This window comes from Novosphingobium aromaticivorans DSM 12444 (genome assembly GCF_000013325.1).
In the GTDB taxonomy this organism is placed as follows: Bacteria; Pseudomonadota; Alphaproteobacteria; order Sphingomonadales; family Sphingomonadaceae; genus Novosphingobium; species Novosphingobium aromaticivorans.
Genome location: NC_007794.1, coordinates 2,215,151 through 2,241,228, shown reverse-complemented (window position 1 = coordinate 2,241,228; position 26,078 = coordinate 2,215,151). Strand labels below are relative to the sequence as shown.

General features: G+C 65.4%; 30 protein-coding genes. 10 read left to right on the top strand and 20 right to left on the bottom strand.

All coding sequences use genetic code 11. The features are described from left to right. Positions 1–27 precede the first annotated feature (27 nt). The 5 genes from SARO_RS10580 to tyrS form a co-directional block, all read right to left on the bottom strand. Positions 28–732, bottom strand: a complete 705-nt coding sequence (locus tag SARO_RS10580) for a dienelactone hydrolase family protein (RefSeq protein WP_011445752.1) — start codon at positions 730–732, stop codon at positions 28–30. Between the two features lie 5 nt (positions 733–737). Continuing rightward, on the bottom strand, positions 738–1,655 hold the full coding sequence (cysK, locus tag SARO_RS10575; protein WP_011445751.1) for a cysteine synthase A: 918 nt from the start codon (positions 1,653–1,655) through the stop codon (positions 738–740). Between the two features lie 32 nt (positions 1,656–1,687). Continuing rightward, entirely contained in the window at positions 1,688–2,971 is a 1,284-nt protein-coding gene (locus tag SARO_RS10570) for an MFS transporter (RefSeq protein WP_011445750.1), read from the bottom strand. Between the two features lie 120 nt (positions 2,972–3,091). After that, positions 3,092–3,430: a pilus protein PilZ gene (locus SARO_RS10565; protein ID WP_011445749.1), complete on the bottom strand. Its 339-nt coding sequence runs from the start codon at positions 3,428–3,430 to the stop codon at positions 3,092–3,094. A 131-nt stretch (positions 3,431–3,561) separates the two neighbouring features. Continuing rightward, entirely contained in the window at positions 3,562–4,791 is a 1,230-nt protein-coding gene (gene tyrS / locus SARO_RS10560; RefSeq protein ID WP_011445748.1) for a tyrosine--tRNA ligase, read from the bottom strand. A 47-nt stretch (positions 4,792–4,838) separates the two neighbouring features. Between tyrS and SARO_RS10555 the strand changes: the two genes are divergently transcribed. Continuing rightward, positions 4,839–5,381: a DOMON-like domain-containing protein gene (locus SARO_RS10555; protein ID WP_011445747.1), complete on the top strand. Its 543-nt coding sequence runs from the start codon at positions 4,839–4,841 to the stop codon at positions 5,379–5,381. Then, positions 5,378–6,580 carry an exo-beta-N-acetylmuramidase NamZ family protein gene (locus tag SARO_RS10550; protein ID WP_011445746.1) on the top strand — a complete coding sequence of 401 codons (1,203 nt, stop codon included), beginning with the start codon at positions 5,378–5,380 and terminating at the stop codon, positions 6,578–6,580. Before SARO_RS10555 ends, SARO_RS10550 begins: the two co-directional genes overlap by 4 nt. Before the next feature lie 222 nt (positions 6,581–6,802). Here SARO_RS10550 and SARO_RS10545 read toward each other — a convergent pair whose 3' ends face one another. The 6 genes from SARO_RS10545 to SARO_RS10525 all read right to left on the bottom strand — a co-directional run bounded on the left by SARO_RS10545 (position 6,803) and on the right by SARO_RS10525 (position 12,709). After that, positions 6,803–8,077, bottom strand: coding sequence for an MFS transporter (locus tag SARO_RS10545; RefSeq protein WP_011445745.1), 1,275 nt, complete (start codon positions 8,075–8,077; stop codon positions 6,803–6,805). A gap of 104 nt (positions 8,078–8,181) precedes the next feature. Beyond that, positions 8,182–8,757 (bottom strand): hypothetical protein, encoded by a 576-nt coding sequence (locus SARO_RS10540; RefSeq protein WP_011445744.1) that lies wholly within the window; start codon positions 8,755–8,757, stop codon positions 8,182–8,184. Between the two features lie 241 nt (positions 8,758–8,998). After that, the gene (locus SARO_RS21035; RefSeq protein ID WP_143004955.1) at positions 8,999–9,850 is read right to left on the bottom strand and encodes a hypothetical protein; all 852 of its coding nucleotides are present in this window, start codon (positions 9,848–9,850) and stop codon (positions 8,999–9,001) included. Positions 9,851–10,228: 378 nt separating this feature from the next. Further along, complete coding sequence (locus tag SARO_RS10535; protein ID WP_011445742.1) at positions 10,229–11,002, bottom strand: enoyl-CoA hydratase; 774 nt, start codon at positions 11,000–11,002, stop codon at positions 10,229–10,231. Between the two features lie 97 nt (positions 11,003–11,099). Further along, the gene (locus tag SARO_RS10530; protein WP_011445741.1) at positions 11,100–12,281 is read right to left on the bottom strand and encodes a vWA domain-containing protein; all 1,182 of its coding nucleotides are present in this window, start codon (positions 12,279–12,281) and stop codon (positions 11,100–11,102) included. Between the two features lie 5 nt (positions 12,282–12,286). Beyond that, positions 12,287–12,709, bottom strand: a complete 423-nt coding sequence (locus tag SARO_RS10525) for a GFA family protein (RefSeq protein ID WP_041551022.1) — start codon at positions 12,707–12,709, stop codon at positions 12,287–12,289. Positions 12,710–12,804: 95 nt separating this feature from the next. On the opposite strand from SARO_RS10525, the gene SARO_RS10520 reads away from it, so the two are divergent. Further along, the gene (locus SARO_RS10520) at positions 12,805–13,545 is read left to right on the top strand and encodes a glutathione S-transferase family protein (protein WP_041551020.1); all 741 of its coding nucleotides are present in this window, start codon (positions 12,805–12,807) and stop codon (positions 13,543–13,545) included. Between the two features lie 59 nt (positions 13,546–13,604). Here SARO_RS10520 and SARO_RS10515 read toward each other — a convergent pair whose 3' ends face one another. Further along, complete coding sequence (locus SARO_RS10515; protein ID WP_011445738.1) at positions 13,605–14,450, bottom strand: AAA family ATPase; 846 nt, start codon at positions 14,448–14,450, stop codon at positions 13,605–13,607. Positions 14,451–14,663: 213 nt separating this feature from the next. Between SARO_RS10515 and SARO_RS10510 the strand changes: the two genes are divergently transcribed. The 3 genes from SARO_RS10510 to SARO_RS10500 are packed head-to-tail and all read left to right on the top strand — an operon-like array spanning position 14,664 to position 16,033. Beyond that, positions 14,664–15,464: a hypothetical protein gene (locus SARO_RS10510; protein WP_176929359.1), complete on the top strand. Its 801-nt coding sequence runs from the start codon at positions 14,664–14,666 to the stop codon at positions 15,462–15,464. A 31-nt stretch (positions 15,465–15,495) separates the two neighbouring features. Then, positions 15,496–15,753: a type II toxin-antitoxin system ParD family antitoxin gene (locus SARO_RS10505; RefSeq protein ID WP_011445736.1), complete on the top strand. Its 258-nt coding sequence runs from the start codon at positions 15,496–15,498 to the stop codon at positions 15,751–15,753. Continuing rightward, entirely contained in the window at positions 15,743–16,033 is a 291-nt protein-coding gene (locus SARO_RS10500) for a type II toxin-antitoxin system RelE/ParE family toxin (RefSeq protein WP_011445735.1), read from the top strand. The genes SARO_RS10505 and SARO_RS10500 overlap by 11 nt, the downstream gene beginning before the upstream one ends. A gap of 150 nt (positions 16,034–16,183) precedes the next feature. Here SARO_RS10500 and parE read toward each other — a convergent pair whose 3' ends face one another. Together parE and SARO_RS10490 are read right to left on the bottom strand one after the other, a co-directional pair. Continuing rightward, positions 16,184–18,184 carry a DNA topoisomerase IV subunit B gene (parE, locus tag SARO_RS10495; RefSeq protein WP_011445734.1) on the bottom strand — a complete coding sequence of 667 codons (2,001 nt, stop codon included), beginning with the start codon at positions 18,182–18,184 and terminating at the stop codon, positions 16,184–16,186. A gap of 82 nt (positions 18,185–18,266) precedes the next feature. Further along, entirely contained in the window at positions 18,267–19,451 is a 1,185-nt protein-coding gene (locus SARO_RS10490) for a penicillin-binding protein activator (RefSeq protein WP_324608746.1), read from the bottom strand. A gap of 49 nt (positions 19,452–19,500) precedes the next feature. Here SARO_RS10490 and rsmI point away from each other — a divergent pair, with 49 nt between their 5' ends. Both rsmI and SARO_RS10480 read left to right on the top strand, forming a co-directional pair. Then, complete coding sequence (gene rsmI, locus SARO_RS10485; RefSeq protein ID WP_011445732.1) at positions 19,501–20,337, top strand: 16S rRNA (cytidine(1402)-2'-O)-methyltransferase; 837 nt, start codon at positions 19,501–19,503, stop codon at positions 20,335–20,337. Further along, entirely contained in the window at positions 20,334–20,690 is a 357-nt protein-coding gene (locus SARO_RS10480) for a YraN family protein (RefSeq protein ID WP_041550290.1), read from the top strand. The genes rsmI and SARO_RS10480 overlap by 4 nt, the downstream gene beginning before the upstream one ends. A 25-nt stretch (positions 20,691–20,715) precedes the next feature. On the opposite strand, the gene SARO_RS10475 is transcribed toward SARO_RS10480, so the two are convergent. After that, positions 20,716–20,922 carry a hypothetical protein gene (locus SARO_RS10475; RefSeq protein ID WP_011445730.1) on the bottom strand — a complete coding sequence of 69 codons (207 nt, stop codon included), beginning with the start codon at positions 20,920–20,922 and terminating at the stop codon, positions 20,716–20,718. A gap of 113 nt (positions 20,923–21,035) precedes the next feature. Here SARO_RS10475 and gshB point away from each other — a divergent pair, with 113 nt between their 5' ends. Both gshB and SARO_RS10465 read left to right on the top strand, forming a co-directional pair. Beyond that, a complete protein-coding gene (gene gshB, locus SARO_RS10470; RefSeq protein WP_011445729.1) occupies positions 21,036–21,983 on the top strand; it encodes a glutathione synthase in 948 nt (315 codons plus the stop codon). Positions 21,984–22,059: 76 nt separating this feature from the next. Beyond that, positions 22,060–22,659: a DedA family protein gene (locus SARO_RS10465; RefSeq protein ID WP_011445728.1), complete on the top strand. Its 600-nt coding sequence runs from the start codon at positions 22,060–22,062 to the stop codon at positions 22,657–22,659. Positions 22,660–22,726: 67 nt separating this feature from the next. On the opposite strand, the gene accC is transcribed toward SARO_RS10465, so the two are convergent. The 5 genes from accC to SARO_RS10440 form a co-directional block, all read right to left on the bottom strand. Then, the gene (accC, locus tag SARO_RS10460; protein WP_011445727.1) at positions 22,727–24,073 is read right to left on the bottom strand and encodes an acetyl-CoA carboxylase biotin carboxylase subunit; all 1,347 of its coding nucleotides are present in this window, start codon (positions 24,071–24,073) and stop codon (positions 22,727–22,729) included. Between the two features lie 12 nt (positions 24,074–24,085). Further along, entirely contained in the window at positions 24,086–24,574 is a 489-nt protein-coding gene (gene accB, locus SARO_RS10455; protein WP_011445726.1) for an acetyl-CoA carboxylase biotin carboxyl carrier protein, read from the bottom strand. A 99-nt stretch (positions 24,575–24,673) separates the two neighbouring features. After that, positions 24,674–25,126, bottom strand: coding sequence for a type II 3-dehydroquinate dehydratase (gene aroQ, locus SARO_RS10450; RefSeq protein WP_011445725.1), 453 nt, complete (start codon positions 25,124–25,126; stop codon positions 24,674–24,676). Positions 25,127–25,214: 88 nt separating this feature from the next. Continuing rightward, the gene (locus tag SARO_RS10445; protein WP_011445724.1) at positions 25,215–25,601 is read right to left on the bottom strand and encodes a hypothetical protein; all 387 of its coding nucleotides are present in this window, start codon (positions 25,599–25,601) and stop codon (positions 25,215–25,217) included. A 56-nt stretch (positions 25,602–25,657) separates the two neighbouring features. Beyond that, the gene (locus SARO_RS10440; protein ID WP_011445723.1) at positions 25,658–26,071 is read right to left on the bottom strand and encodes a holin family protein; all 414 of its coding nucleotides are present in this window, start codon (positions 26,069–26,071) and stop codon (positions 25,658–25,660) included. Positions 26,072–26,078 lie beyond the last annotated feature (7 nt).

Here is a 26,078-nt window from a genome sequence, read left to right as displayed (position 1 = left end):
AGCGGGCATGCGGGGGCAGGTGGTGGCTCAGGCCAGCACTTCGTCCAGCAGTTCGAGCAGCGCGGCCCAGCTCTGGCGGTCGGCGCTGCTGTCGTAACCGATTGCGGCCATGCCGCGCGCGTCGCTGCCCGGATCGGTGAAGCCGTGCTTCACCCCGCTGTAGCTGTGGAAGTGCCAGTTCGCCCCGGCCGCGTCCATTTCCTCCCAGAAGGCCATGACCTGGCTGCGCGGGACCATCGGGTCGGCATCGCCGTGGCAGACGAGGAGGCGCGCCTTGATCGCACCTGGTCCGGCGGGGGCCTTCGTGTCGAGCAGCCCGTGGAAGCTTGCCGCCAGAACGAGGTCCGCGCCATCGCGCGCCAGTTCGAGTGCGGCCTGCCCGCCCATGCAATAGCCGATGGCCGCGACCGGCAGGCCTTGCCCTTCCGGAAGTCCGGTCAGCGCGTCGAGGCCCGCCCGCAGGCGCTGGCGATACCCTGCCGCGCTTGCGCGCAGCGGCCCCGCAAGTTCGCGCGCATGGTCGAAGTCGCGCACCTGCACGCCATAGAAGTCCGCGATCATCGCCAGATAGCCGGCCTCGGCCAGCATGTGGGCGCGGCGTATCATCGGCGTGTTGCAATTGGCGATGGTCGGCAGGACCAGCACCGCCGCGCGGGGCTTGCCCGCCGGTTTCGCGAGGAAACCGGCAAGCGACACCTCGCCATCGGCATAGTCGACCTGGTCGACCGCCATGTCCGTTACTCCGGCAGGAAGTCCGGCACCGAGAGATAGCGCTCGCCGGTGTCGTAGTTGAAGCCCAGCACGCGGCTGCCGGCGGGCAGGCTCGGCAGCTTCTGCGCGATGGCCGCCAGCGTTGCGCCGGACGAGATGCCGACCAGCATGCCTTCCTTCGATGCGCAAAGGCGCGCCATTTCCTTGGCGTCCGCCGGGTCGACCTGGATTGCGCCGTCGATCGACTGGGTGTGGAGGTTGCCGGGGATGAAGCCCGCGCCGATGCCCTGGATCGGGTGCGGGCCGGGTTGGCCGCCCGAGATGACCGGGGAAAGGGTGGGTTCCACGGCATAGGCCTTGAGCGAGGGCCAGTGCTTCTTCAGTTCCTCGGCGCAACCGGTCAGGTGACCGCCGGTGCCGACGCCGGTGATGAGCACGTCGATCGGTTCGCTGCCGAAGTCCTTGAGGATTTCCTGGGCGGTCGTGCGGACGTGAACCGATACGTTGGCCGGATTGTCGAACTGCTGCGGCATCCATGCGCCGTCGGTCTGATCGACGATTTCCTTCGCGCGCTCGATCGCGCCCTTCATGCCCTTTTCGCGCGGGGTCAGGTCGAAGGTCGCGCCATAGGCCAGCATCAGGCGGCGGCGTTCAAGCGACATCGATTCAGGCATGACGAGGATGAGCTTGTAGCCCTTTACCGCCGCCGCCATGGCAAGACCGATGCCGGTATTGCCGGAAGTGGGCTCGACGATGGTGCCGCCCGGCTTCAGGCTGCCGTCGGCCTCTGCGGCCTCGATCATGGCGAGGCCGATCCTGTCCTTGATGGAGCCGCCCGGATTGGCGCGCTCGCACTTCACCCATACCTCGTGGTCGGGAAACAGGCGGGACAGGCGAATGTGCGGGGTGTTGCCGATCGTGGCGAGGATGGATTCCGCTCTCATGTCGCTTGCTCCTTGTGGTGAGTTTGGAGAGTTTAGGCCGATCTGTATCGCGCTGCAAAGGTTCGCGCGTTCTTCAGTTCCGGGAAAAGGAAAAACCATGCTGCCGTCACGGCGACGGCGCTGACCCCGCCGAACACGACCGCGCCCACGGCGCCCAGAAGCGCGGCGGCCACGCCAGATTGCATCTCGCCCAGCTCGTTCGACGCCGAAATGGCGAGGCCCGAGATCGACGAGACCCGCCCGCGCACTTCGTCGGGGGTGTGCAACTGGACCAGCGTGTTGCGGATGAAGACCGAGACCATGTCGCCCGCGCCAAGCCCCATGAGCATGACGAGCGACAGGTAAAAGTTCGACGAAAGGCCGAAGCCGATGGTGAACAGGCCGTAGATTACGACGCCCAGCAGCATCTTGTTGCCGACGTTGGTGGCGATGGGCCTGCGCGAGAGGACGAACGCGACAAGCGCCGCGCCAAGGCCCGGCATGGCGCGCATTATGCCAAGGCCGTCCGCGCCCACCGGGTGTCCGTCGATGAACAGGATGTCGCGGGCGAAGACCGGCAGCAGCGCGGTCGCGCCCCCCAGCAGCACCGCGAACAGGTCGAGCGTGACGCAGCCCAGCAGGAAGCGGTCGTTCCACACGAACGACAGCCCTTCACGGATCTGGCGGATCGGGTGGACGTCGCGGTTGCCGGGCGGCGGGGGCAGGCGGCGGATGCCGAAGGCGCAGACCGCCGACAGCGCGAGCAACGCGGTCGACGTCCAGTAGGGCAGTGCCGGGTGCCCCGCAAAGAGCAGTCCCGCTATTGCCGGGCCGCCGACCGATCCGGTCTGCCACGCCATCGAATTGATCGCGACGGCCTTTGGCATGAGTTCGGCGGGTACGATGTTTGGCGCAATGGAGGCGAGCGCGGGGCCGATGAACACTCGCGCGGTGCCGTGAAGTGCGGCAAGGCCGAACAGCAGCGGGAGCGACAGCACCCCGTTCGCCGTGCAGATCGCCAGCGTCAGGGCGATGGTAAGGTCGAGGCAGATCGAAAGGCCCGCGACGTTGCGCCGGTCGAACCGGTCCGCGATGACGCCCGCGATCGGTGTCAGCAGGAACAGCGGCAGGAACTGCGCGAGGCCCAGCAGGCCGAGCTGGAAAGCGGCCTGCGCGATGGACATGCCGTACTGCCCGCGCGCCACGTCATAGAGCTGGTAGCCGAGAATGACGACCATGCCCGAAGTCGCCACGACCGAGAAGAACCGCGCGATCCAGAAGCGGCGGTAGTCCGGAATGGCGAGGGGCGAGGCTGGAACTGGCGCGGAAGTGGTCACGTCTCGCGCAATGCCAGCCGCGCGGGCGCTTGCCAAGAAAGCAAAATTTGCGGTGGCCGGAGAAGACTTGGTTCAGAAGACCTGGGCCGCAAGACTTGGCCCTGTCCCGGCGCTCGCCGGTCAGCCGGCGCTGCGTGCTCTGGGTGCGGGCTGGAGCGAGCGGACCATCTTGTTGAAGTCGTCGATGCGCACGATCCGCTCGAACTGGAAGCCGGCGCGGTCGCCATCGGTCCAGACGAGGAACGCCTCGATCCGGCCGATCTGGGGCAGGCGCACGGTCACTCGTTCGCCGCGACCAAGCTCGCCGACGCCTTGCGCCATGAACCCGGTGGTCGAAATGTTCGCGATGTGGAGCATGACGTCACCATGCACGCGATGTTCGCCGATCACCGGCAGGTTCACCGGATGACGGGTCGAACGACGCAGGTCGGTGACTGAAAGCTGTGCTCCGCCGCGCATCGTTCCTCCTTTGGCGCACGAGTTGGTGTGCCAGGGGATATACCTCCAGATTGGCGAATAATTCGTAAATTTACGGACAAACGGTGCCGGCTGGCGGCACCTTTTTGCCGGTCTTGCGAAATCTGCCTCTGTCAGGCCTTGCGCAGGATGCCGTGCTTCTTCTTGCCGGAAGAAACGCGAATTTCCTTGTCATTCACAAGAATGCGGAAACCCTCGTCGGTCACTGGCTCGCCATCCACGCGCGCGCCGCCGCCCGCGACGAGCCGCTTGGCCTCGCCACGGCTGGCGGCAAAGCCCAGACCGACGAGCGCATCGACGATGCCGATCTCGGATTCGCCGACGGAAAGGGTCGGCAGATCCTGCCCGAGGCCGCCGCCCGCAAAGGTCGCCGCCGCGGTCGCTTCGGCAGCCTTTGCTGCTTCCTCGCCGCGCACCAGTCTGGTGACCTCGTTGGCCAGAACGACCTTGGCGGCGTTGATCTCGCTGCCCTCGAGCGCTTCGAGGCGGGCGATCTCGTCCAGCGGCAGGTCGGTGAACAGGCGCAGGAACTTGCCCACGTCGCGGTCATCGGTGTTGCGCCAGTATTGCCAGAAGTCCCAGGCCGGGAGCGCATCCTCGTTGAGCCAGACAGCACCAGCGGCGGTCTTCCCCATCTTGGAGCCGTCGGCGGTGGTGAGCAGCGGCGTGGTCACGCCGAACACTTCCACGCCGTCCATGCGGCGGGTCAGTTCGATGCCGTTGACGATGTTCCCCCACTGATCCGACCCGCCCATCTGCAGGCGGCAAGCGTGGCGCTGCGACAGCTCGCGGAAGTCGTAGGCCTGGAGGATCATGTAGTTGAATTCGAGGAACGAGAGCGATTGCTCGCGGTCAAGGCGCTGCTTCACCGAATCGAAGCTGAGCATGCGGTTGACCGAGAAGTGCTGGCCCACCTCGCGCAGGAACGGGATGTATTCAAGCCGGTCGAGCCAGTCGGCATTGTCGACCATGACCGCGTCGGTCGGGCCGTCGCCGAAGGTCAGGAAGCGTTCGAACACGGTCTTGATCGAGGCGACGTTGGCCGCGATGACGTCGTTGGTCATCAGCTTGCGTGCCTCGTCCTTGAAGCTCGGGTCGCCGATCTTGCCGGTGCCGCCGCCCATCAGCACGATGGGCTTGTGCCCGGCCTGCTGGAGGCGGCGCAGGAGCATGATCTGCACCATCGACCCGACGTGCAGCGATGGCGCGGTCGGATCGAAGCCGATATAGCCGGGTATGACCTGCTTCGCCGCCAGCGCATCGAGTGCGTCGGCGTCGGTCATCTGATGGATGTAGCCCCGCTCCGAGAGCAGGCGCAGCAGGGAAGAAGCGTATTCGGTCATCTCGGCCACCTTTGTCGGGATGGCGCGACTAGCACGGAGTTTCGCGATTGGAAACGCATGAGCTGTTGCCTCATCCGGCCAACCCGCCGCTGGGTGTGACGCGGGTGGAGGCGCGTATGCTTGCGCTCGATCCGCATTGGCTGACGCTGCGCTGGCGGGTGGAGGGCGCGCAGCGTCTCGTGCTGCCGCCCTTCGCGGGCAAGGGCCGTGCCGACGGGCTGTGGCAGGCGACCTGCTTCGAGCTGTTCGTCCGGCCAGACGGGGGCTCGGGCTACGCAGAGTTCAACTTCTCCCCGTCGCAGCGCTGGGCCGCCTACGACTTTGTCGCCTACCGCGAGGGCATGGCAGAGCGCGAGGTGCCGCGCGATCCCGTCTGCACGCCGCGCCGAGGACAGTCGGTGCTGATCTTCGACGTCGCGCTGCCGGCTGCCGCCCTGCCGCCGCTGCCGTGGCGCTATGGCCTGACGGCGGTGATCGAGGAGGAGGGCGGGCACAAGTCCTGGTGGGCCATCGCGCATGGCGCAGCCCGGCCCGATTTCCATCACGACGCTTGCTTCGCCGTCCGGCTTGCGGCAGCGAACGCGGCATGAAGTTTGGCATCGACCGGCTGCTCGCCGACCCCGCTCTCAGGAAACCGCTCGAAGGCCGCCGTATCGCGCTCGTCGCGCATCCGGCCTCGGTGACCGAGGGCCTCGTCCATTCGCTCGACGCGCTGGCCGCGCTGCCCGAGGTTCGCCTTGCCGCCGCCTTCGGGCCGCAGCACGGGCTGAAGGGCGACAAGCAGGACAACATGGTCGAGACCGCCGACGAGCTGGACCCGACCTACGGCATCCCTGTGTTCAGCCTCTACGGCGAGGTCCGCCGCCCGACCGCGCGGATGATGGACAGCGCCGACGTGTTCCTGTTCGACCTCCAGGACCTTGGCTGCCGGATCTACACTTTCGTGACGACGCTGCTTTATCTGCTCGAAGCAGCGAGCGGGACGGGCAAGGCGGTCTGGGTGCTCGATCGCCCGAATCCCGCCGGCCGTCCGGTGGAAGGCACGACGCTCCTGCCGGGCTGGGAAAGCTTCGTCGGGGCGGGGCCGATGCCGATGCGCCACGGGATGACCCTGGGCGAAATGGGCGCCTGGTTCGTCGAGCACTTCAAGCTCGACGTCGATTACCGCGTGATCGCGATGGAAGGCTGGACTCCCGGCGAGGGTCCGGGCTGGGGCTGGCCGGAGAGCCGCATCTGGGTGAACCCTTCGCCCAATGCCGCGAGCCTCAACATGGCGCGGGCCTATGCCGGCACGGTCATGATCGAGGGCGCGACGCTTTCGGAAGGGCGCGGCACCACGCGCCCGCTCGAGGTGCTGTTCGGCGCGCCCGACGTGGACGCCAGGGCGGTGCTGGCCGAAATGCGCGGCTTCGCGCCGCAGTGGATGCAAGGCTGCGCGATCCGCGAGTGCTGGTTCGAGCCGACCTTCCACAAGCACGCGAAGAGCCTGTGCAGCGCGCTGATGATCCACGCCGAGGGCGCGTTCTACGATCACCACGCGTTCCGCCCGTGGCGCTTGCAGGCGCTGGCGTTCAAGGCGATCCGGCGGCTCTGGCCGGACTACCCGATCTGGCGCGATTTCCCCTACGAGTACGTGTTCGACAAGCTGGCGATCGACGTGATCAACGGCGGTCCCGCGCTGCGCGAGTGGGTGGACGACATGGGCAGCGAGGCGGGCGATCTCGATTCGATGGCCGGGGCGGACGAAGCGGCCTGGATCGAGGAGCGGCAGCGCTTCCTGCTCTACTGATCGCGTTCAGGTTGGAGCGCCGTTTTCCTGAACAGGTTTACGGGGTTTACACGGTCCAGAGAGAAAGACGCGGCCCCCCTCGCAGGAAGAAATCCGCCCGTGGCGGCGACAGGCGCACGGCGGCCTTTCGCGCGGGGATCGGTGGCTTCAAGGTTCAAGGAGCGGGAAGGGTGTAATCCCTCGCCGGCCCTGTAGGACAGCGCTTTCGTCAGGCCGGTCCGGTCAGGCCGGAGAGGCGCGCAGGCGGGAGGGCGCGCTCTCGCGAACGAGAACCATCCCGGCAAGCGCGAGGAGCGCGGCGCCGAGCATGTACCAGGCGACCGCCATGGGTTCTCCGGTGACCTTGAGCAGCCAGGTGATGACGAACTGCGTCGATCCGCCCAGGAAAGTGACCGGCAGCGCGTAGACCAGCGCGAAGGTCTTCGCGCGGCTGGCCTTGGGCAGGCTTTCGGCAATCGCGGCGTAGACAGCGCCGGAAGGCACCGTCGAGCAGAAGGCGAGCGCGGTGTTGACCGCGATGAAGACGAAGGCGTCGTGCGCCGATGTCAGCCAGACATAGGCCGGCACGATGGCCGCGGCGAAGACCGCCCAGGGCAGGATCATCAGGGGACGCCGCCCGAAGCGGTCGCTGAGCCAGCCGCCCAGCAGGATCGCGGCGAAGCGCGCGACGTTGACGGCCAGCGTCGTGCCCAGCGAGACGCTGGCCGTGAAGCCGAGCGTGTTCTGGCCATAGGTCGCCATGTAATTGAACAGGTAGGTTGCGATGGTCGCCCCGGAGACCATCATCATGCCCAGCACGACCGTCCGCCACACGCCGGGCGGGATGTGCCCGGCGGGCACGTGATCGGGCGCATCGATCGTTTCGGGAAGCGACCGGCGGATGACGAGAGAGAACGGCACGATCACCGTCCCCGCGAGCAGGGCCACGCGCCAGCCCCAGTCGGTCAGCTGGTCCGGCGTCAGGACAAGGCTGAGGCCGAGGCCGACCAGCGATCCGGCGGAAGATGCGATGGCCTGGCTGGCGCCTTGCCAGCTTATCGCCCAGGCCCGGCGATCATGGCTGGCGCATTCCATCATGTAGGTGGTTGCCGAGCCGACCTCTCCGCCGAGCGCGAAGCCCTGGACCAGCCGGGCCAGCACGACGATGACCGGGGCGGCGGCGCCGATGGCGGCATGGGACGGCGTGAGCGCGAGGACCGCGACGGAGATGCCCATCAGCGTCATGCTGAGCAGCATCGCCGGCTTGCGCCCGTGCCGGTCCGCCCACGCGCCGATGGCCCATGCGCCGAGCGGGCGGCCGATGAAGCCGACTCCGAACGTGGCGAGCGAGGCCATCAGGCTGACGAAAGGGTCCTCCGACGGGAAGAAGACCCTGCCGATCTGGATGGCAAAGAAACTGAACGTGATGAAATCGTAGAATTCCAGCGCGTTGCCTGTGGTCGCGGCAATCACGGCGCGGCGGGCAAGTCTTCGCTCATCGAGTGTCTGCGCGGCCACGATCACCCCCTGTGGATCGAGTTCCTGGCGAGGCTGGCAGATGCCGGGCGGGAGTCAAGGAATGCCGGGGTGTGAGGGGGCAGCGGCGCGGGGAGCCGGTGGACTTACTGCCCGGCCGCGAGCGCATCCCACTCCTGCCAGCCTGTCGTGCGGCCGGGGTAGGCGACTTTGGCGAAGGGCCAGTCGCGCGCGATCCATCCGGTTACCCATGCATGGAGTTCGGCGTCGAAGCCGGCGTCGTATTCGGCCTTGGTGACCCACATGCGGACCACGGCGTCATAGGCCGCGACGGGGCTCGGCTGGACGTAGACGCAGCCGCGCTCGCGCGTGCCATCGGGGGTGAGAACGGCATAGGCGAACGACTTGCGCGCGGCGAAGCGTGCCTGCTCCGTCTCCATGTCGACCATGGCTTCGGCGGCGGTGATGCCGGGATGGGGCCATGCGGTGCTGCGGGTGAAGGTCCGTTGCAGGTGTTCGATGGAGGACATGTAGGCGTCGTAATCGACCTTCACGAGCGCGGGGCCGAGCGGGACGAGCCTGGAGCCCTTACCCTCGACGTGCGTGGGCACGCGGAAACCGGCGGGCACGAGCGGCGGTATGGCCTCCGCCGCAAAGACTGGCCTGGCCGCGAGCGTTGCCACGGCGAGGGCGAGGCCGGTGCAGGCTTGTCTTCGGTTCATTCCGGCGTCCCTCCGCTGGTGGCGGAAGCAGCGTGGCTGGGGGGACTGCTTACGGCAATACGCCGTTTGGCGTTGGTTGGCTGTCCGTTTGCGGCCAGAGTTGGTCGTTCAACGGATGTGATGTGAACGGCCGCTTATTCCGAAACCCGCCGTTCAGATCGCGAAATCGGCGCCTTTGCGCCCACCATTGGACGTTTACCCACCGCGACAACAATCCTTAAGGCGGCCGCACTACCTAGCATTATGGCTGCGCTTCCAACTTTCGAGCTTCTGAAACAAATGTGTACAGGAAATCTTTGACCGTCTCTCGCAGATCCTGAACCCGTCGATCCAAAGCATGGGACAGAGAAATCGTATGACCGGTTGCTAACCCCAACTCTTCCCCTCCTCCAACGAGCTGCCCATTTCGAATGGAAAGATTGAGAAATCCAGCACTAATTGCCTCATAGTGAGCCAGTTTGTCGCGAACGGATTTTCGATTTCCCTCCGAAGCCACAAAATCGAAAAGGGGGAGGCGGGTGCGATGAACCTCAACAAGAGCGGCAGACACAGACGGAAAAATCGTCGTCTTTAAGGATCTGTCAAACGTACGAAATGAGTTACAGTCTATACGAAAATACGACGCCAAAGCTCTCGCAAGATAGTCAAGTACACGTCGATACGCGAATATAAATGCTTGGTATTCAAAGTTTATCTTTGAAGTATCTCCCCCGCCCACGGTTACATTTCCGAGAATCGACTTATCCAGCTTCGCAATTACGCCCTCAATCGCTGACTCCATCCTCTGGATATTCGTAACGTGGTAAAGGACGCATCCGAACGTGGATTGAACATCTCCAAGCACGCCGTTGACAAGTCGATGATACCATCGCCCTAATTTAGGATCGGCTCGCCAGGTTGATATAAAAGAGGGCTGTGGATTTGTGATGAAATCATGAAATTTAAGATATGGCGCACGCTCAGCCTGAGATAGTCGGTAACCAGCAATCAGGTCCACTTGAGCATGAATTTCTCTAATTTGCGGATGCCCCCCGACCGCACGAAGCCTCTGAAATATGGCCTCTTGTTCTGGATCATCGGAGTAAAAATTCATCGCCTGGATTCATTCTCGGACGTGCTTCAGCTGGCGAAGGTCGGGGACATCGCGATTGCTGTTTAGTATGGATTTCCGAGAGCTGCCAGTCCGCAATCAGCCAGCTTCTGTGTCCGCGACGCCGCTTGGACAAACGCTGAACGTCAGCTTCTAACGAGAGCAGACGTTCAACATGGGGCATGAGAGCGACGGGTTTGTCGCAAAAGCCACCGTCCACTTGCCCGGCTGGAGCGTTCGTTTCTCGCGACGATCAAGCAAGGCCAGTCAGTGGGCCCCCGGGGCGGGCCCGGGGTGACGGGCAGGGCGTTGGCGGTTTGGCGGGGGCGCCCCGGATGCGGGGGCGGGGACCGTTTCGGGGGCGGCGCGGCTTCCGGGCCTTCAGCGCCAGACGGGCGGGCGCTTTTCGAGGAAGGCGGTGATGCCTTCGTCGGTGTTCTCGTCCATCATGTTCTGCGCCATGACTTCGCAGGCGAGGGCATAGGCCTCGGCGCGGGGGCGTTCGCGCTGGGCGTGGAAGAGGGCCTTGCCCCGGCGGATGGCGTCGGGGCTCTTGGCGAGGATCGTGGCGGCGAGGTCGTCGACGGCGGAGTCCAGCGCTTCGGGAGCGGCCACGGTGTTGACGAGGCCCCAGTCGGATGCGGTGCGGGCGCCGATGAACTTGCCGGTCACCAGCATTTCGAACGCGCGCTTGGCGGGCACGTTGCGGCTCAGCTCTACGGCGGGGGTCGAGCAGAACAGGCCGACGTTGATGCCCGAGACGGCAAAGCGCGCGGTTTCCGACGCGACGGCAAGGTCGCAGGCGCCGACGAGCTGGCAACCGGCGGCCGTGGCGACGCCGTGGATGCGGGCGATGACCGGCACGGGCAGGGCGGCGATCGCCTCCATGACTTCGGTGCAGGCGGAGAAGAGGCGGCGGTAGGCATCAAGGCGGCGGTCCGCCTGCATCTCTGCGAGATCGTGGCCGGCGCAGAACGCCTTGCCGGCGCCGGAGAGGACCACGACGCGGGCGCCGGGGTCTGCGGCGATCCGGGCGAGTTCCGACCCGAGCGCGGCGAGGAGCGCTTCGGACAGGGCGTTGAACTTGTCCGGGCGATTGAGAGTGAGGTCGATGCGGCCGTTTTCGTGCCGCGTCTTCAGGACCAGGTCTGTCATTCGCCTCTCCTTTGGTGCTTCGGCTTTCCGTGCCTGGGCGTGAACCGCGTTCGGAGGGTGACGGGCGTGAGCGGCATGGTCGCTCACCCTCCGGCGGTCAGTGCTTCTTGCGGGTCAGCTCGCGCATGGCGCCGTCGAGACCCTCGAGGGTGAGCGGGTACATGCTGCCGCCGATCAGGTCCTTGATCATCTTGGTCGACTGCGAATAGGCCCACTGCTTTTCGGGCACGGGATTGAGCCAGACGGTGGCGGGGTAGGTCTGCGCCACGCGGTGCATCCACACCGCGCCCGCTTCCTCGTTGAAGTGTTCGACGCTGCCGCCGGGGTGGCTGATCTCGTAGGGGCTCATCGCCGCGTCGCCGACGAACACGACCTTGTAGTCGTGGCCGAACTTGTGGAGGATGTCCCAGGTCCTGGTGCGGTCCGACCAGCGGCGCTTGTTGTCCTTCCACACGCCCTCGTAGAGGCAGTTGTGGAAGTAGAAGAACTCCATGTTCTTGAATTCGGCCGTGGCCGCGCTGAACAGTTCCTCGACCAGCTTGATGAACGGGTCCATCGATCCGCCGACGTCGAGGAACAGCAGGAGCTTGACCGCATTGCGCTTTTCCGGGCGCATGCGGATATCGAGCCAGCCCTGGCGCGCGGTGCCCTCGATCGTGCCTTCGAGGTCGAGTTCGTCGGCCGCGCCTTCGCGGGCGAAGCGGCGCAGGCGACGCAAGGCGACCTTGATGTTGCGGGTGCCGAGTTCCCGGGTGTTGTCGAGATTGGCGAATTCGCGCTTTTCCCAGACTTTTACCGCGCGCTTGTGCCTGCTTTCGCCGCCGATGCGCACGCCTTCGGGATTGTAGCCCGAATTGCCGAACGGGCTGGTGCCGCCGGTGCCGATCCACTTGTTGCCGCCCTGGTGGCGCTTTTCCTGTTCTTCCAGCCGCTTCTTGAGCGTCTCCATGATCTCGTCCCACGAACCGAGGGACTTGATCTTCTCCATTTCCTCTTCCGAGAGGAATTTCTCGGCGACGGCCTTGAGCCAGTCCTCGGGAATGTCGACGGGGCGCTGGCCATAGTCGGTCAGCAGGCCCTTGAAGACCTTGTTGAAGACCTGGTCGAAGCGATCCAGCAGGCCCTCGTCCTTCACGAAGGTGGCGCGCGAGAGGTAGTAGAACGCTTCGGGCGTCTGCTCGATCACGTCCTTTTCCAGCGCCTCGAGAAGCACGAGGTGCTCCTTGAAGCTGGCCGGGATGCCGGCGGCGCGCAGTTCGTCGACGAAGTTGAAGAACATTCGGTTCAGGCCTTTGCTTGGGGCGGCGGGGGCTGGCGGGGATAGTTTTCGAGGCGCGGGTCGATCTGCGCCCAGGCCGGGGCCTCCTCCGTCCAGATCGCCATTTCGGGGCGCAGGTCGTTCGGCGTGTCGATCACGCCGATGCGGACGGTGACAAGGTGCTTGCGGGCCGAGCTTTGCGCGAAGATCTGTGCACCGCAGCTCGGACAGAAGGAGAAGGTGAGGGTGTTGCCGCTGGCGGCGGGCCATTCGCCGGTCGAAAGCTCGCCGTCGATGCGCACGTCCTCGGCCCGGAAGATCGCGTTGTTGGTGGGGCCGCCGGCCGCGATCTGCTGGCACTGGCGGCACCAGCACTGGCGCGTGCCGAGCGTCTTCCCCGAGATTTCCAGCGTGACCGCCCCGCAGGCGCAGCTTCCAGTGTAGGTCATCAGTGCAGTCTCCCCGAGCATGGAGCCAATTTTGATATTGTTAGTGTTACATACAATTGGCTATGGTGATTCCACTCGGAGAGGATAACACCATCATGCTCAAGCTCTACTCCTTCGGACCTGCCGCCAATTCGATGAAGCCGCTGCTGACGGTGTTCGAGAAGGGCCTCGATGTCGAAAAGCACCGGCTCGACCCCGCCAAGTTCGAGCATCACACCGACTGGTTCAAGGCCATCAACCCGCGCGGGCAGGTGCCGGCACTGGTGGACGGCGACAAGGTGGTGACCGAATCCACCGTGATCTGCGAATATCTCGAGGATGAATATCCCACCGAGGTCGCGCTCCGCCCCGCCGACAGCTTCGGCAAGGCGCAGATGCGCATCTGGACCAAGTGGGTGGACGAATATTTCTGCTGGTGCGTCTCGACCATCGGCTGGCACCGCTATGTCGGCAACATGGTCAAGAGCCTGAGCGACGCGGAGTTCGAGGAGAAGGTCAAGGCGATCCCCGTGATCGAGCAGCAGGTGAAGTGGCGCCGCGCGCGCGAAGGCTTCCCGCAGGACATGCTCGACGAAGAAATGCGCAAGATCGCCTACTCCGTGCGCAAGCTCGACGACCACCTGGCCGACCACGAGTGGCTGGTTCCCGGGCAGTACACCCTGGCCGACATCTGCAACTTCGCGATCGCCAACGGCATGCAGTTCGGCTTTGCCGAACTGGTCAACAAGCAGGACACGCCGCACCTGGTCCGCTGGATCGAGCAGATCAACGAGCGGCCCGCGGTGAAGCAGATGTTCGCGCAGGTCGAACTGGAAAAGCTCGGGCCGCGCGAGTGAGGCGACAGTGTCCCCGGCCCCTCTCCTGAACGGGAGGGGGGAAGGGGCGCCAGCCGGCATCAGTTGCCCGGGCGGCGGGCCATGAAGGCCAGCTTTTCGAACAGCATGATGTCCTGCTCGTTCTTGAGCAGCGCGCCATGGAGCGGCGGGATGGCCTTGGTCGGATCGCGGTTCTGGAGGACGTCGAGAGGCATGTCCTCGTTGAGAAGCAGCTTGAGCCAGTCGAGCAGTTCCGAGGTGCTGGGCTTCTTCTTGAGGCCGGGCACCTCGCGGATTTCGTAGAACACTTCCATGGCCTTGGCGACGAGCGTCTTCTGGATGCCGGGGAAGTGGACGTCGATGATCGCCTGCATCGTCTCGCGGTCGGGGAACTTGATGTAGTGGAAGAAGCAGCGGCGCAGGAAGGCGTCGGGCAGTTCCTTCTCGTTGTTCGAGGTGATGACGACGATCGGGCGCTCCTTTGCCTCGATGCGCTGTTGCGTCTCGTAGACGTCGAAGCTCATGCGATCGAGTTCCTGCAGGAGGTCGTTGGGAAACTCGATGTCGGCCTTGTCGATCTCGTCGATCAGCAGGACAGGCAGCCTGGGGGCGGTGAAGGCTTCCCAGAGCTTGCCCTTCTTGATGTAGTTCGAGATGTCGTGGACCCGCTCGTCGCCAAGCTGGCCGTCGCGCAGGCGGGCGACGGCGTCGTATTCGTAGAGGCCCTGCTGCGCCTTGGTGGTGGACTTGACGTTCCACTCGATCAGCGGGGCGTTGACGGCCTTCGCGATTTCATGTGCCAGCACGGTCTTGCCGGTGCCGGGTTCGCCCTTGACCAGCAGGGGGCGGCGGAGCAGGACCGCCGCGTTGACGGCGACCTTGAGGTCTTCGGTTGCGACGTAATTGCTGGTGCCTTCAAAGCGCATCGGCGGTTCCTGTGTGCTTAATCGTTCGGTTAAGCGATAAGGCGGCACTTTGCGGTGCGCAAGGGGGTTGCGTTCCTGACCCTTGTGTCAGGTTCGGCCCAGATACCTGATGGCTCTGTCAGTAAAAGCCGGCCACGCTGACGCCCGTGTCAGGATCGCTGCCGCTCGTAACAAAATGTCGCGCGGGTCCTTGGCGATTGCTGCGCTTGCGTGGTGCGTGTAATCGCAGCGTCGATGATCCCGTTCCGCAGCGTCCCGGCGAAGCAAGGCTATCAGGCATCGCCGCGCGAGCGAGCGGGCTCGTTCGTCTTCGCTGCGGTTGCGAGCGCGCTGGTTTTCCTGATCATGCTGAAGATGGGGGCAGTCACCGGCTTCGGCGGGGGCGAAAGCGCGAGGCTGACGGCGATCGACCTTTCTGCCGAGGGCAAGGACGAGAAGAAGGCGGACCAGCCCGAGCAGAAGCAGCAGAAGCAATCGGACCGCACCGAGGCCGTCGCGGCGCCCACGGTGACTGCGCCGCCGCCGGTGCCGGTTCCGGGCAAGGTCCAATGGCCCGAAGGCTTCATCGAGCTTTCGAGGAATGACTATCGCGCAACCGACATCAGCCAGATGAGGCGGCAGGATTCCGGCGGCGGGCAGCAGGCGAGCGCAGGCAGCCCAGGCGATTCCGCCAGCGTCGGGCAGGGGCCGGGCGGTGTCAGGCTATATGCCGCGCAATGGTATCGCGAGCCTTCCGACGCCGAGATCGGGCCTTACCTGCCTCAGCGCCGGATGCAGGGCGACTGGGCCATGATCGCCTGCCGCACGGTGGAGAAGTACCATGTCGAGGATTGCCAGGAATTGGGCGAAAGCCCGCCGGGATCGGGCCTGGCGCGTGCGATCCGGCAGGCCGCGTGGCAGTTCCTGGTCCGGCCACCACGCGTGAACGGGAAGCCGCAGATCGGCGAATGGGTGCGGATACGTTTCGATTTCAGGTCGAAGAAGGGCGAGGCAGAGGTCAGCGCCAATCTTTGACAATAAGTGTGCAAATTTGTATTTTGGGCACATGGCCCAGATGAATATTTCCGTCCCCGACCGACTGAAGGAGTGGATCGAAAGCCGCGTGGCTGACGGTTCGTTCGCAAGCAGCAGCGATTATGTGCGCGATCTTGTGCGGCAGGATCAGCGGGAGCGGCAGAAACTGGAACGGTTGCGGGCGGAAATCGAACGTGGCCGGGCCTCGGGCGTAAGCGACACGGACCCGTTCGATCACCTGGAAGAACTCCGCCAGCGTGCGCGTGCAACCGGCCGCGATGAGGCTTGAACAAAGTCGTCTTGCAAAAGACGATTTGGAATCGATTCTTGAATACGGCTTGCTGTACTTCGGCACTGAGCGTGTGCTGGCGTACCTCGATCACATAGAGAGCCGTTTTCAGCAGTTGCTGGCCTATCCCCGCAGTGGCCGGATAGAGCAGGACTTGCCCGGCACCGTGTATTCAACTTCGTGCGAGGCGCACCGCATATACTACGAACCAACAGATGATGCGGTCGTCATCGTGCGCGTCTTGCAAAAGTCGATGGACGTCAGCCGCTGGATCGGTTGACGCGGCATGCGTTAGCTTGGTGGGCCTGGACCCGGCGCGCTGAATGATTGGCGGCTCGCGGAAAACCGCCTCAGTGTTTTGAAAAACAGTCAAGCAGCCGAAGTCGCCAGCCATTCAAGAGGCCCGCCTCGCTGTCCTCGCGCACCATCATCACGCGTCGATCAGTTCCGGATCGATCTCGCTCGCGCGGTTCTGGATGAACATGAAGCGTTGTGCCGGGTCGCGGCCCATCAGCCTGTCGACCAGGTCCTTCACTGCCGCGCGGCCTTCGTACTCGGGCGGCAGGGTGATGCGGATGAGGCTGCGGGTGGCAGGCGCCATGGTTGTTTCGCGCAACTGCTGAGGGTTCATTTCGCCGAGGCCCTTGAAGCGCCCGACTTCGACCTTCTTGCCCTTGAACTTCGTGGCTTCGAGTTCGGCGCGGTGGGCGTCGTCCTTGGCGTAGGCCGACGTGCTGCCGCTGGTCAGGCGGTAGAGCGGCGGCTGGGCGAGGTAGAGATGACCGCGCCTGACGAGCTCGGGCATCTCCTGGAAGAAGAACGTCATCAGCAGCGTGGCGATGTGTGCGCCGTCGACGTCGGCGTCGGTCATGATGATGACGCGGTCATAGCGTAGAGCATCGGGATTGCAGTCCTTGCGCATGCCGCAGCCGAGTGCGAGCGCGAGGTCGGCGATTTCCTGGTTGGCGCGGATCTTGTCGGCGGTGGCGCTTGCGACGTTGAGGATCTTGCCGCGGATCGGCAGGATCGCCTGGGTCTTGCGGTCGCGTGCCTGCTTGGCGCTGCCGCCTGCCGAATCGCCTTCGACGATGAACAGTTCGGTCTCTCCGCTGCCTTCGCCCGAGCAGTCGGTGAGCTTGCCGGGGAGGCGCAGCTTGCGGGCGTTGGTCGCGGTCTTGCGCTTGACCTCACGCTCCGCCTTGCGGCGCAGGCGTTCGTCCATGCGCTCCATCACCGCGCCGAGCAGGGCCTTGCCGCGCTCCATGTTGTCGGTGAGGAAGTGGTCGAAATGGTCGCGCACGGCGGCCTCGACCATGCGCGCGGCTTCGGGGCTGGTCAGGCGGTCCTTGGTCTGGCTCTGGAACTGGGGATCGCGGATGAAGACCGAGAGCATGATCTCGCTGCCGGTGATCATGTCTTCCGGCGCGATGTCCTTGGCCTTTTTCTGGCCGATGAGGTCCGCGAAGGCGCGGATGCCCTTGGTCAGTGCCGCGCGCAGGCCCTGTTCATGGGTGCCGCCATCGGGCGTGGGAATGGTATTGCAGTACCACGAGTAGGAGCCGTCGGACCACAGCGGCCAGGCAATCGCCCATTCGACGCGGCCCATTTCCTCGCCATCGGGACCGAGCGGGAAATCCTGGCGACCCGCGAAGGGGACCGAAGTGACGCATTCGCGGCCCGAGACCTGTTCGGCCAGATGATCGGCCAGGCCGCCGGGGAACTGGAACACGGCTTCGGCGGGCACGTCGTCGCTGGCGAGCGAGGGCTCGCACTTCCAGCGGATCTCGACGCCGGCGAAGAGGTAGGCCTTGGAGCGGACCAGCCGGAACAGGCGCGCAGGCTTGAACTTCGCGTCCTCTCCGAAGATCTCGGTGTCGGGGATGAAGGTGACCTGGGTGCCGCGCCGGTTGGGGGCGTTGCCGACCTTCATCAGCTTCGTCGTCGGGTTCCCGCGCGAAAATTCCTGCGCGTAGAGTTCCTTGTTGCGGGCTACTTCGACGCGGGTGAGCGAGGACAGCGCGTTGACGACCGAGACGCCGACGCCGTGGAGGCCGCCCGAGGTTGCATAGGCCTTGCCCGAGAACTTGCCACCCGAGTGGAGCGTGGTGAGGATCACTTCGAGTGCCGACTTGCCCGGATACTTGGGATGTTCGTCGACCGGGATGCCGCGACCGTTGTCGGAGATGGTCAGCCGGTTGCCTTCCTCGAGCAGGACCTCGATGCGGTTGGCGTGGCCAGCGACCGCTTCGTCCATCGCGTTATCGAGCACTTCTGCGGCGAGGTGGTGCAGCGCGCGTTCGTCCGTGCCGCCGATGTACATGCCGGGGCGGCGGCGGACCGGTTCGAGGCCTTCGAGAACCTCGATCGCGGAACCGTCATAGGCTTCGGCGGCGCTGGTGGCGGGGAGCTTGTCGAAAAGGTCGTCGGACATGCGAACGGGTATAGAACGCGCGCGAATCCGGGCGCAAGCGGGGATGCCGGCTTATCCGGCGAAATCACCCGCTTTCGGGCGTTCAGAACTTTGCAGGAGCGGGGGAAACGGTGGTGAAGGTGCCCGCGCCGACTTCGCGCACTTCCATCGCCCGCTCTGCCATGCCCGAGGCGGTGAAGCGGAAGACGCCGTCGAGGCCGATGAAGCCCTGCGGATCGTAGAGTTTGGCGGTGGGGAAGGTCGTTCCCGGCTTCCAGTTGCGCGCGACGTTCAGCGTCAGCAGGACACTGTCGTAGCCGAGCGTTGCCAGCCGCGAGGGGGTGGCGCCGAAGCGGGTGCGGTAGGACTTCTCGAACTGGCCGAAGCGCCCGTCCGAAACGGCGGCGAACCATGAGCCGCGCGTGGCGGGGCTCTTGGCGATCGCCGCTTCGCCGCTCCACAGTTCGGTACCGAGCAGCTTGACGCCCTTGCCGGCGAGCGGGGCGGCCTGAAGCGCTATGCGGCTGCCGTCGGCAATGAGCAGGGCGTCGAAGCGGCCCTTCTCCTTGACCCGGCGCACGGCGCTGGCGACCGAGGTATTGCCGCGGTCGTAGGTCTCGATGGCGGTGACCGTGACGCCGAGGGCGCGGCCGGAATCGACGACCGCGTTCATCGCGCGCTGGCCGTAGTCGCCCGTCGGGATGATCGCGGCGACCGAACCGATGCCTTTCGACTTGGCGAAGCCGAGTACGCGGGCGACCGACTGGCCGGGGGCCTGGCCCATGACGAAGACATCGCGCGAGGCGACCGCGCTGTCGTTGGAATAGGTGATCATCGGCACCTTGGCGGGCCGGGCGACATTGCTGACGAGTACGACGTCGTTACCGAGAAGCGGGCCGAGGATCAGCTTGTTGCCGTCCGAAATGGCCCGGCTCGCGGCCGAGCCGGCGCCGCTGGCCGTGTCGTAGGTGGTGATGCGCATGTTGGCGGCGTTGGTATCGAGCAGGGCCATCGTCGCGGCATTGGCGATGGACTGGCCGACAGCGGCGTTGGCCCCGGTCAGCGGCACGAGCAGCGCCACGCGGTGACGGCCCGCGTCGGTCGGCAGGACATTGGCGTCCGGGGCCTTCTCGGTCGGTTCCGGAGCAGGGCCGGCCGGACCCTTGGGAATCACGGTACATCCCGCCAGCAGCGCCAGCGTCGCGGTCACGATCCAGCGCCGTGACGGCCAGCCCCGCGATGGGCGAAGGTCCGTCTGGCGCCATTCGCCCTCATGCCCCATCATCATTCCCGGCACACCCTCTTGTCGCTCACGGCCACGCGGTCCATTGGAAGGCATGGACACGTCTCTGCTTGAACCCGGGCTGTATATTGTCGCCACCCCGATTGGCAATCTTGGTGACGTGACCCGTCGCGCGGCAGAAACGCTTGGCCGCTGCGCTGTGGTAGCCTGCGAGGATACGCGTGTCACCGGCAAGTTGCTGAATCTTCTTGGCTTGCACAAGCCGATGCGGCGCTATGACGATCACGCGAGCGATGCCGCGCGCGAGGCCTTGCTGGCCGAAATGGCGCAGCGGCCGGTGGCGCTCGTCTCGGACGCGGGAACGCCGCTGATTTCCGATCCCGGCTATCGGCTGGTCCGCGAGGCGCGGGCGCGGGGGATCACCGTCACTTCGCTGCCAGGCCCCAGCGCGCTGATCGTCGCGCTGTCGATGTCCGGCCTGCCGACCGACCGCTTCATGTTCGCAGGGTTCCTGCCGAACAAGGACAAGGCGCGCGGCGACGTGCTGGCCGAGCTTGCGGGCGTGCCGGCGACGCTGGTGTTCTACGAGACCGGGCCACGGCTCGTCGCCTCGCTCGAGGCCATCGCCGCGCGTCTTCCGGGGCGCGAGGTGGCGGTGGCGCGCGAATTGACCAAGCTGCACGAGGAATGCCGCAGCGGCAGCGCGGCCGAGCTTTGCGACCATTACACGGCGCATCCGCCAAAGGGCGAGATCGTGCTGCTGGTAGGCCCTCCTGGTGAAGCGGAGGCCCCCGACGAGGATACCGTCGATGCCGAGCTGCGCGCGGCGCTGGCGGAAATGTCGGTGTCGCAGGCGGCGGGGAAAGTGGCGAAGGCGCACGGGCTGGACCGCAAGGCGCTCTATGCGCGAGCGCTGGAACTCAAGGGGTGAAGCGCGCCGAGGCCGAGCGGCAGGGGCGCAAGGCCGAGATGCTGGCCGCGTGGTGGCTGCGCTTTCGTGGCTGGCGCATCCTGGCGCGGCGCGTGAAGATGCCGGTAGGCGAGGTCGATATCGTGGCGCGCAAGGGCCGCACTGTCGCTTTCGTGGAAGTGAAGTGGCGGCGCGATGCGGCTGCGCTCGACGGGGCGGTGGATGCGCAGCGGTTGCGGCGGGTGGCGCGGGCGGCCGAGGCGCTTGCCGCGCGCCACTTGAGGGCCGGGGACGACATGCGGATCGACGTGATCCTTGTTGCCCCCGGACGCCTGCCGCGCCGGATCGCCAACGCCTGGCAACCCGGCGCCTAGGCGCGGCGTACCAGTCCGGCGTGTGTTAGTGCGCCTTGTGGTCGTCCTTGTGTTCAGCGTCCTTGTGTTCGCCGTCGTGATGGTCGCCGCCATGGTCGCTGTCGTGATGGTCGTCCTTGTGCTCACCATCCTTGGGGGCGCTCGTCGGGTGCGGGTCGGGGTTGGCGATGCCCTGGGCGGACCAGCCGAGAACAGCGATGCCGACAGCGGCGACGGTAAGCAGTTTGCGCATCAATGGCTCCTTGAAGGTGTGGCGCCATCGTGGCGCGGGGCGAAAATGGTCGCGCAGCCGGTAATTCGGCTTTAAGGCGCCGGTTAGAGAAATACCTGAGGCTGAGCACAAGCATGACACTTCGCGTCGCGGTCCAGATGGACCCGCTCCATTCGATCAACATCGCCGGCGATTCGAGCTTTGCGCTGATGCTTTCGGCGCAGGAGCGCGGACACGAGGTCTATCACTATGACGTCGGTTCGTTGTCGCTCGACGAGGACGACCGGTTGATCGCTCATGCGAACCCGGTGACGGTCCAGCGGATCGAGGGCAACCATTTCCAGACCGGCGAGCGCCGGCGACTCGACCTGGGGCGCGACATCGACGTGGTGCTGATGCGTCAGGACCCGCCGTTCCACATGGGCTACATCACGGCCACGCACCTGCTGGAGCGGATCGAGAGCGAGACGCTGGTGGTCAACAACCCGCGCAGCGTGCGCAACGCGCCCGAGAAGGTCATGGTGCTCGACTACCGGCGCTTCATGCCGCCGACGCTGGTCACGCGCTCGGTCGAGGAGGTGCGCAGCTTCCAGAAGAAGCACGGCGCCATCGTGATCAAGCCGATTCACGGCAACGGCGGCAAGGCCATCTTCCGGGTGAGCGAGGAGGGCGAGAACCTTGGCGCGCTGTTCGAGGTGTTCAACCAGACCTGGCCCGAACCACACATGGTGCAGGCGTTCCTTCCCGAAGTGGCCAAGGGCGACAAGCGGATCGTGCTGGTCGACGGCGAGATCGCCGGCGCGATCAACCGCAAGCCGGGCGTGGGCGAGTTCCGCTCGAACCTCGCGGTCGGCGGCTATGCCGAAAAGACCGAACTGACGCAGGAGGAGCAGGAAATCTGCGCCGCGCTCGGGCCGGAGCTGAAGCGGCTTGGGCTGATCTTCGTCGGCATCGACGTGATCGGCGGCAAGTACCTGACCGAAATCAACGTGACTTCGCCGACGGGCATCGTCGCCATCGACAAGTTCAACGGCACCGATACGCCCGGGATGATCTGGGACGCGATCGAGGCCCGGCTCTAGTCCTGCGGCTTTTCCTTCGCCCGGCAGGTAACGACGCGGGTGGATCGAAAGAACCTCGCGGCGCGTTGGCAGACCCATGAACGACTGGATCATCCACCTCATCGAAGGCGGTGGCTATTGGGGCATCGCCTTCCTGATGGTCATCGAGAACGTGTTTCCGCCGATCCCGTCGGAGGTCATCATGGGCCTGGGCGGGATTGCGGTGGCGCGCGGGCGGATGGAGTTCTGGCCGCTGATGCTCGCGGGAACCGTGGGTTCGACCGCCGGAAACTATTGCTGGTACCTGCTCGGGCGGACGCTGGGCTATGAACGCCTGAAGCCTTTCGTGAACCGCTTCGGCCGCTGGCTGACGGTGGAGTGGGACGACGTCGAGGCCATCGTCCGCTTCTTCCGGCGCCACGGGCAGTGGGTGGTGTTCGCGGTGCGCTTTGCTCCGTTCATGCGCACGATGATCTCGCTTCCAGCCGGCCTGACGCGAATGGGCCATGGGCGGTTCCTGCTGTTCACCTTCGCGGGAGCAGCGATCTGGAACGCGATCCTTGCCGGCGCAGGGTTCTATCTCGGGCGCAACTTCGGCGATCTTGAAAAGTACACGGGGCCGGTGGCGACGGGCACGCTGGTCGTGGTGCTGATCGCCTATGTGTGGCGCGTCATCGTATGGAAGCCCAGAGGCTGAACGAAAAAAGCCCCCGCCGAGGCAGGGGCTTGATTCTTTGCCGTGGCGCGGGCCCGTGGCGTGGGCCTCAGGCGTCCTTGGCCAGCCATTCCTCGAGCCACTTGATCGTGTAGTCGCCGCTGAGGAAGTCGGGCTGGCTCAGCAGGCGCTGGTGGAGCGGGATCGAGGTCTTGGGGCCTTCGATCACCATTTCCTCGAGCGCGCGCTTCAGCCGCATGATGCAGCCTTCGCGGGTCCGGCCGTAGACGATCAGCTTGGCAATCATCGAGTCATAGTACGGCGGGATCTTGTACCCGGCGTAGAGACCTGAATCGACGCGCACGTGCATGCCGCCCGCTGCGTGATAGCTCTTCACCAGTCCCGGCGAGGGGGCAAATGTGAACGGGTCTTCCGCATTGATGCGGCACTCGATCGCGTGTCCCTTGAACTCGATCTCGTCCTGCGTGACCGAAAGCGGCTTGCCATCGGCAATGCGGATCTGTTCGCGCACCAGGTCGACGCCGGTGATCGCCTCGGTCACCGGATGTTCCACCTGAAGGCGGGTGTTCATCTCGATGAAGTAGAACTCGCCGTTCTCCCACAGGAACTCGATCGTGCCCGCGCCGCGATACCCCATGTCGGCCATGGCCTTGGCGACGATGCCGCCCATGCGCGCACGTTCGTCGGCCGAGATGACGGGCGAGGGCGCTTCCTCGAGCACCTTCTGGTGGCGGCGCTGGAGCGAGCAGTCGCGCTCGCCCAGGTGGATCGCGTTGCCGTTGCCGTCACCGAAGATCTGGAATTCGATGTGGCGCGGGTTGCCGAGATACTTCTCGATATAGACGGTGGCATCGCCGAACGCGGCCTTCGCCTCGCTGCCGGCTTGCTGCATCAGCGTTTCGAGCTGGTCGGCGCTGTTGCAAACCTTCATGCCGCGACCGCCGCCGCCCGAGGCTGCCTTGATGATCACCGGATAGCCGATGGCATCGGCGATCTTCTTGGCCTCGTCGATTTCGGACACCGCGCCGTCGGAACCGGGGACCAGCGGCAGGCCGAGCGCGCCCGCGGTGCGCTTGGCCTCGACCTTGTCGCCCATCGTGCGGATGTGTTCTGGCTTGGGACCGACCCAGGTGATACCGTGCGCTTCGACGATTTCCGCGAACTTGGCGTTTTCCGAAAGGAAGCCGTAGCCCGGATGGATCGCGTCGGCATGGGTGATCTCGGCAGCCGAGATGATCGCGGCGACGTTGAGATAGCTGTCCTTCGCGGCGGGCGGGCCGATGCAGACCGCATGGTCGGCAAGGCGCACGTGCATCGCATCGGCATCGGCGGTGGAGTGCACCGCGACCGTCTCGATGCCCATTTCGTGAGCCGCGCGATGGATGCGCAGCGCGATCTCGCCGCGATTGGCGATCAGCAGGCGCTTGATGGCCATTTCGCTAGCGCCTTACGCGATCACGACCAGCGGCTGGTCGAATTCGACCGGCTGCGCGTTCTCGACGAGGATGGCCTTCACGACGCCGGCAGCCGGCGCGGTGATCGGGTTCATCACCTTCATCGCCTCGATGATGAGCAGGGTTTCGCCTGCCTTCACAGTCTGGCCGACCGAAACGAAGTTCGGCGCGCCGGGTTCGGCAGCAAGATAGGCCGTGCCGACCATGGGCGACTTCACGGCATTGGCATGGTCTTCCGCCGGAGCGGCAGGTGCCGCCGCCGCGGCGGCAGCCGGTGCGGGCGCCGCGACGGGTGCAGGTGCGGTTGCCACCATGTGGGCGACCGGAGCAGCGCTCAGCTGGCGGGCCACGCGGATCTTGCGCTCGCCGTCCTCGACCTCGATTTCGGAGAGCCCGGTATCGGCGAGCAGTTCGGCCAGTTCGCGCACCAGCTTGCTGTCAATCGCCATCTTTTCGGCCTTATCGCCGCGGTCGTGCCCCATTTATCGTTCCTCGCGGGTGAAAATCAGGCTCGCGCCATGCCCTCCCGCTGCCAAGCTGGCAAGGGGGCGCGGCCCTGTTAGGTGGAAAAGTGGACTGTTTCAGAGCCGTGCGACGGCTTCGAGAGCCACCACGTAGCTGTTCGCGCCGAAGCCGGCGACGGTGCCCTTGGCTGCCATGCCGACATAGGATTTGTGGCGGAAGCCTTCGCGCGTGTGCGGGTTCGAAAGGTGGACTTCGATCACCGGCACCTTGATTGCCTTGATCGCATCGTGAAGCGCGACAGAGGTGTGGGTGTAGGCGCCCGCGTTGACCAGCACGGCCTTCGCGCCCGTCGCCTGCGCTTCGTGCAGCCAGTCGACGAGGTGCCCTTCGTGGTTCGATTGGCGCATGTCGATTTCGAGGCCCAGTTCCCGGGCGCGATCCTCGAGCATTCCGGCGATGTCGTCGAGCGTCTGCGATCCGTAGATCTCGGGCTCGCGCAGGCCCAGCAGGTTGAGGTTCGGGCCATTGAGCACGAACACGGTCGTGCCGGCGCCGCCAGCTTCAGTCATGGCTTGTTCCCGCAATTGCTAATCGCCCGCCCTGATAGCCGGTGCGGGCGATGAAGCAAGTCCGGCGGATGTGCGAGAGGTCGTGCGGTCAGTTCGACTGCGGGATCAGCGGGGCCGGCGGCGGTTCGATCTGGTTGTCGAAGCTGGGGTCGTCGGCCGAACCGTCGGTCACGATGTTTTCGTCCTGACCTTCGGAGTCGGGAAGAAATTCGTCCTCGTTGTTCGGATTGAGGTGCGCTGCGGGATTTGCCTCCGCCGCCATCGACAGCGCCCGGCGCGAACGCTTGTCGGCGGCTTCGGCCTTGGCCTCGAGCGCGGCGATGCGCGCTTCCATCTGCTGATCGGACGGGCTCCCGCCACATCCCCCTAGCAGGGAGGTGAGCGAGAGGCCGAGAACGGCGAGGCCCAGTACGGGGCGCAGTACGGGCGCCGAGGCGCGGGTCCGGATCTTCATGGTGTGCGACGACCTGATCATGTGCAGGCCGTACCTAGCAGCCGGACGTTACCAAAAACTAACCAAGACGCAGCGGCTTAACGATCGGTCCCGCGCGTCTTGCCCCACTGGCGGGCAGCGGTGTAGCCGAGATAGCCGGTGCCGAAGAGCGCATAGAGCGGTTCGGGCAGGCCATTGAGATAGGCATTGATGCCCGCCGCGATGCCCCTGGCCGCTTCCGGCCGGAACGCGCCGATCAGGCCGAGCGGCAGGGCCCAGAGAATCATCACGTACATCACGTAGAGAAAACCGGGGCGCGCGCGGCTGGTCCAGGGATCGGCGGACGAGGCCTCGGCAATGACTGCCGACATGCGCGTGCGCAGAAGTTCGAGTTCCTGCGATCCTTCGAGACGCAGCAGTTCGAGCTTGGCCCTGTCGCGCGCTTCCTTGTCGGGAATGACCTTGTCGATGATGGCCGAGACGGGGGAGATCAGGGCTTCGAGAAATGACATGGCGATC

What these genes read in the sequence shown, in the direction of transcription:
- rsmI (WP_011445732.1), top strand. Translation starts at nt 19,501, where the DNA reads ATGGACACGTCTCTGCTTGAACCCGGGCTGTATATTGTCGCCACCCCG.
- SARO_RS10540 (WP_011445744.1), bottom strand. Translation starts at nt 8,757, where the DNA reads ATGAACCGAAGACAAGCCTGCACCGGCCTCGCCCTCGCCGTGGCAACG.
- SARO_RS10515 (WP_011445738.1), bottom strand. Translation starts at nt 14,450, where the DNA reads ATGCGCTTTGAAGGCACCAGCAATTACGTCGCAACCGAAGACCTCAAG.
- SARO_RS10550 (WP_011445746.1), top strand. Translation starts at nt 5,378, where the DNA reads ATGAAGTTTGGCATCGACCGGCTGCTCGCCGACCCCGCTCTCAGGAAA.
- SARO_RS10580 (WP_011445752.1), bottom strand. Translation starts at nt 732, where the DNA reads ATGGCGGTCGACCAGGTCGACTATGCCGATGGCGAGGTGTCGCTTGCC.
- aroQ (WP_011445725.1), bottom strand. Translation starts at nt 25,126, where the DNA reads ATGACTGAAGCTGGCGGCGCCGGCACGACCGTGTTCGTGCTCAATGGC.
- SARO_RS10490 (WP_324608746.1), bottom strand. Translation starts at nt 19,451, where the DNA reads ATGATGATGGGGCATGAGGGCGAATGGCGCCAGACGGACCTTCGCCCA.
- SARO_RS10520 (WP_041551020.1), top strand. Translation starts at nt 12,805, where the DNA reads ATGCTCAAGCTCTACTCCTTCGGACCTGCCGCCAATTCGATGAAGCCG.
- SARO_RS10535 (WP_011445742.1), bottom strand. Translation starts at nt 11,002, where the DNA reads ATGACAGACCTGGTCCTGAAGACGCGGCACGAAAACGGCCGCATCGAC.
- accC (WP_011445727.1), bottom strand. Translation starts at nt 24,073, where the DNA reads ATGGCCATCAAGCGCCTGCTGATCGCCAATCGCGGCGAGATCGCGCTG.
- SARO_RS10505 (WP_011445736.1), top strand. Translation starts at nt 15,496, where the DNA reads ATGGCCCAGATGAATATTTCCGTCCCCGACCGACTGAAGGAGTGGATC.
- tyrS (WP_011445748.1), bottom strand. Translation starts at nt 4,791, where the DNA reads ATGACCGAATACGCTTCTTCCCTGCTGCGCCTGCTCTCGGAGCGGGGC.
- SARO_RS10465 (WP_011445728.1), top strand. Translation starts at nt 22,060, where the DNA reads ATGAACGACTGGATCATCCACCTCATCGAAGGCGGTGGCTATTGGGGC.
- SARO_RS10500 (WP_011445735.1), top strand. Translation starts at nt 15,743, where the DNA reads ATGAGGCTTGAACAAAGTCGTCTTGCAAAAGACGATTTGGAATCGATT.
- parE (WP_011445734.1), bottom strand. Translation starts at nt 18,184, where the DNA reads ATGTCCGACGACCTTTTCGACAAGCTCCCCGCCACCAGCGCCGCCGAA.
- SARO_RS10475 (WP_011445730.1), bottom strand. Translation starts at nt 20,922, where the DNA reads ATGCGCAAACTGCTTACCGTCGCCGCTGTCGGCATCGCTGTTCTCGGC.
- accB (WP_011445726.1), bottom strand. Translation starts at nt 24,574, where the DNA reads ATGGGGCACGACCGCGGCGATAAGGCCGAAAAGATGGCGATTGACAGC.
- SARO_RS10565 (WP_011445749.1), bottom strand. Translation starts at nt 3,430, where the DNA reads ATGCGCGGCGGAGCACAGCTTTCAGTCACCGACCTGCGTCGTTCGACC.
- SARO_RS21035 (WP_143004955.1), bottom strand. Translation starts at nt 9,850, where the DNA reads ATGAATTTTTACTCCGATGATCCAGAACAAGAGGCCATATTTCAGAGG.
- gshB (WP_011445729.1), top strand. Translation starts at nt 21,036, where the DNA reads ATGACACTTCGCGTCGCGGTCCAGATGGACCCGCTCCATTCGATCAAC.
- SARO_RS10525 (WP_041551022.1), bottom strand. Translation starts at nt 12,709, where the DNA reads ATGACCTACACTGGAAGCTGCGCCTGCGGGGCGGTCACGCTGGAAATC.
- SARO_RS10440 (WP_011445723.1), bottom strand. Translation starts at nt 26,071, where the DNA reads ATGTCATTTCTCGAAGCCCTGATCTCCCCCGTCTCGGCCATCATCGAC.
- cysK (WP_011445751.1), bottom strand. Translation starts at nt 1,655, where the DNA reads ATGAGAGCGGAATCCATCCTCGCCACGATCGGCAACACCCCGCACATT.
- SARO_RS10530 (WP_011445741.1), bottom strand. Translation starts at nt 12,281, where the DNA reads ATGTTCTTCAACTTCGTCGACGAACTGCGCGCCGCCGGCATCCCGGCC.
- SARO_RS10445 (WP_011445724.1), bottom strand. Translation starts at nt 25,601, where the DNA reads ATGATCAGGTCGTCGCACACCATGAAGATCCGGACCCGCGCCTCGGCG.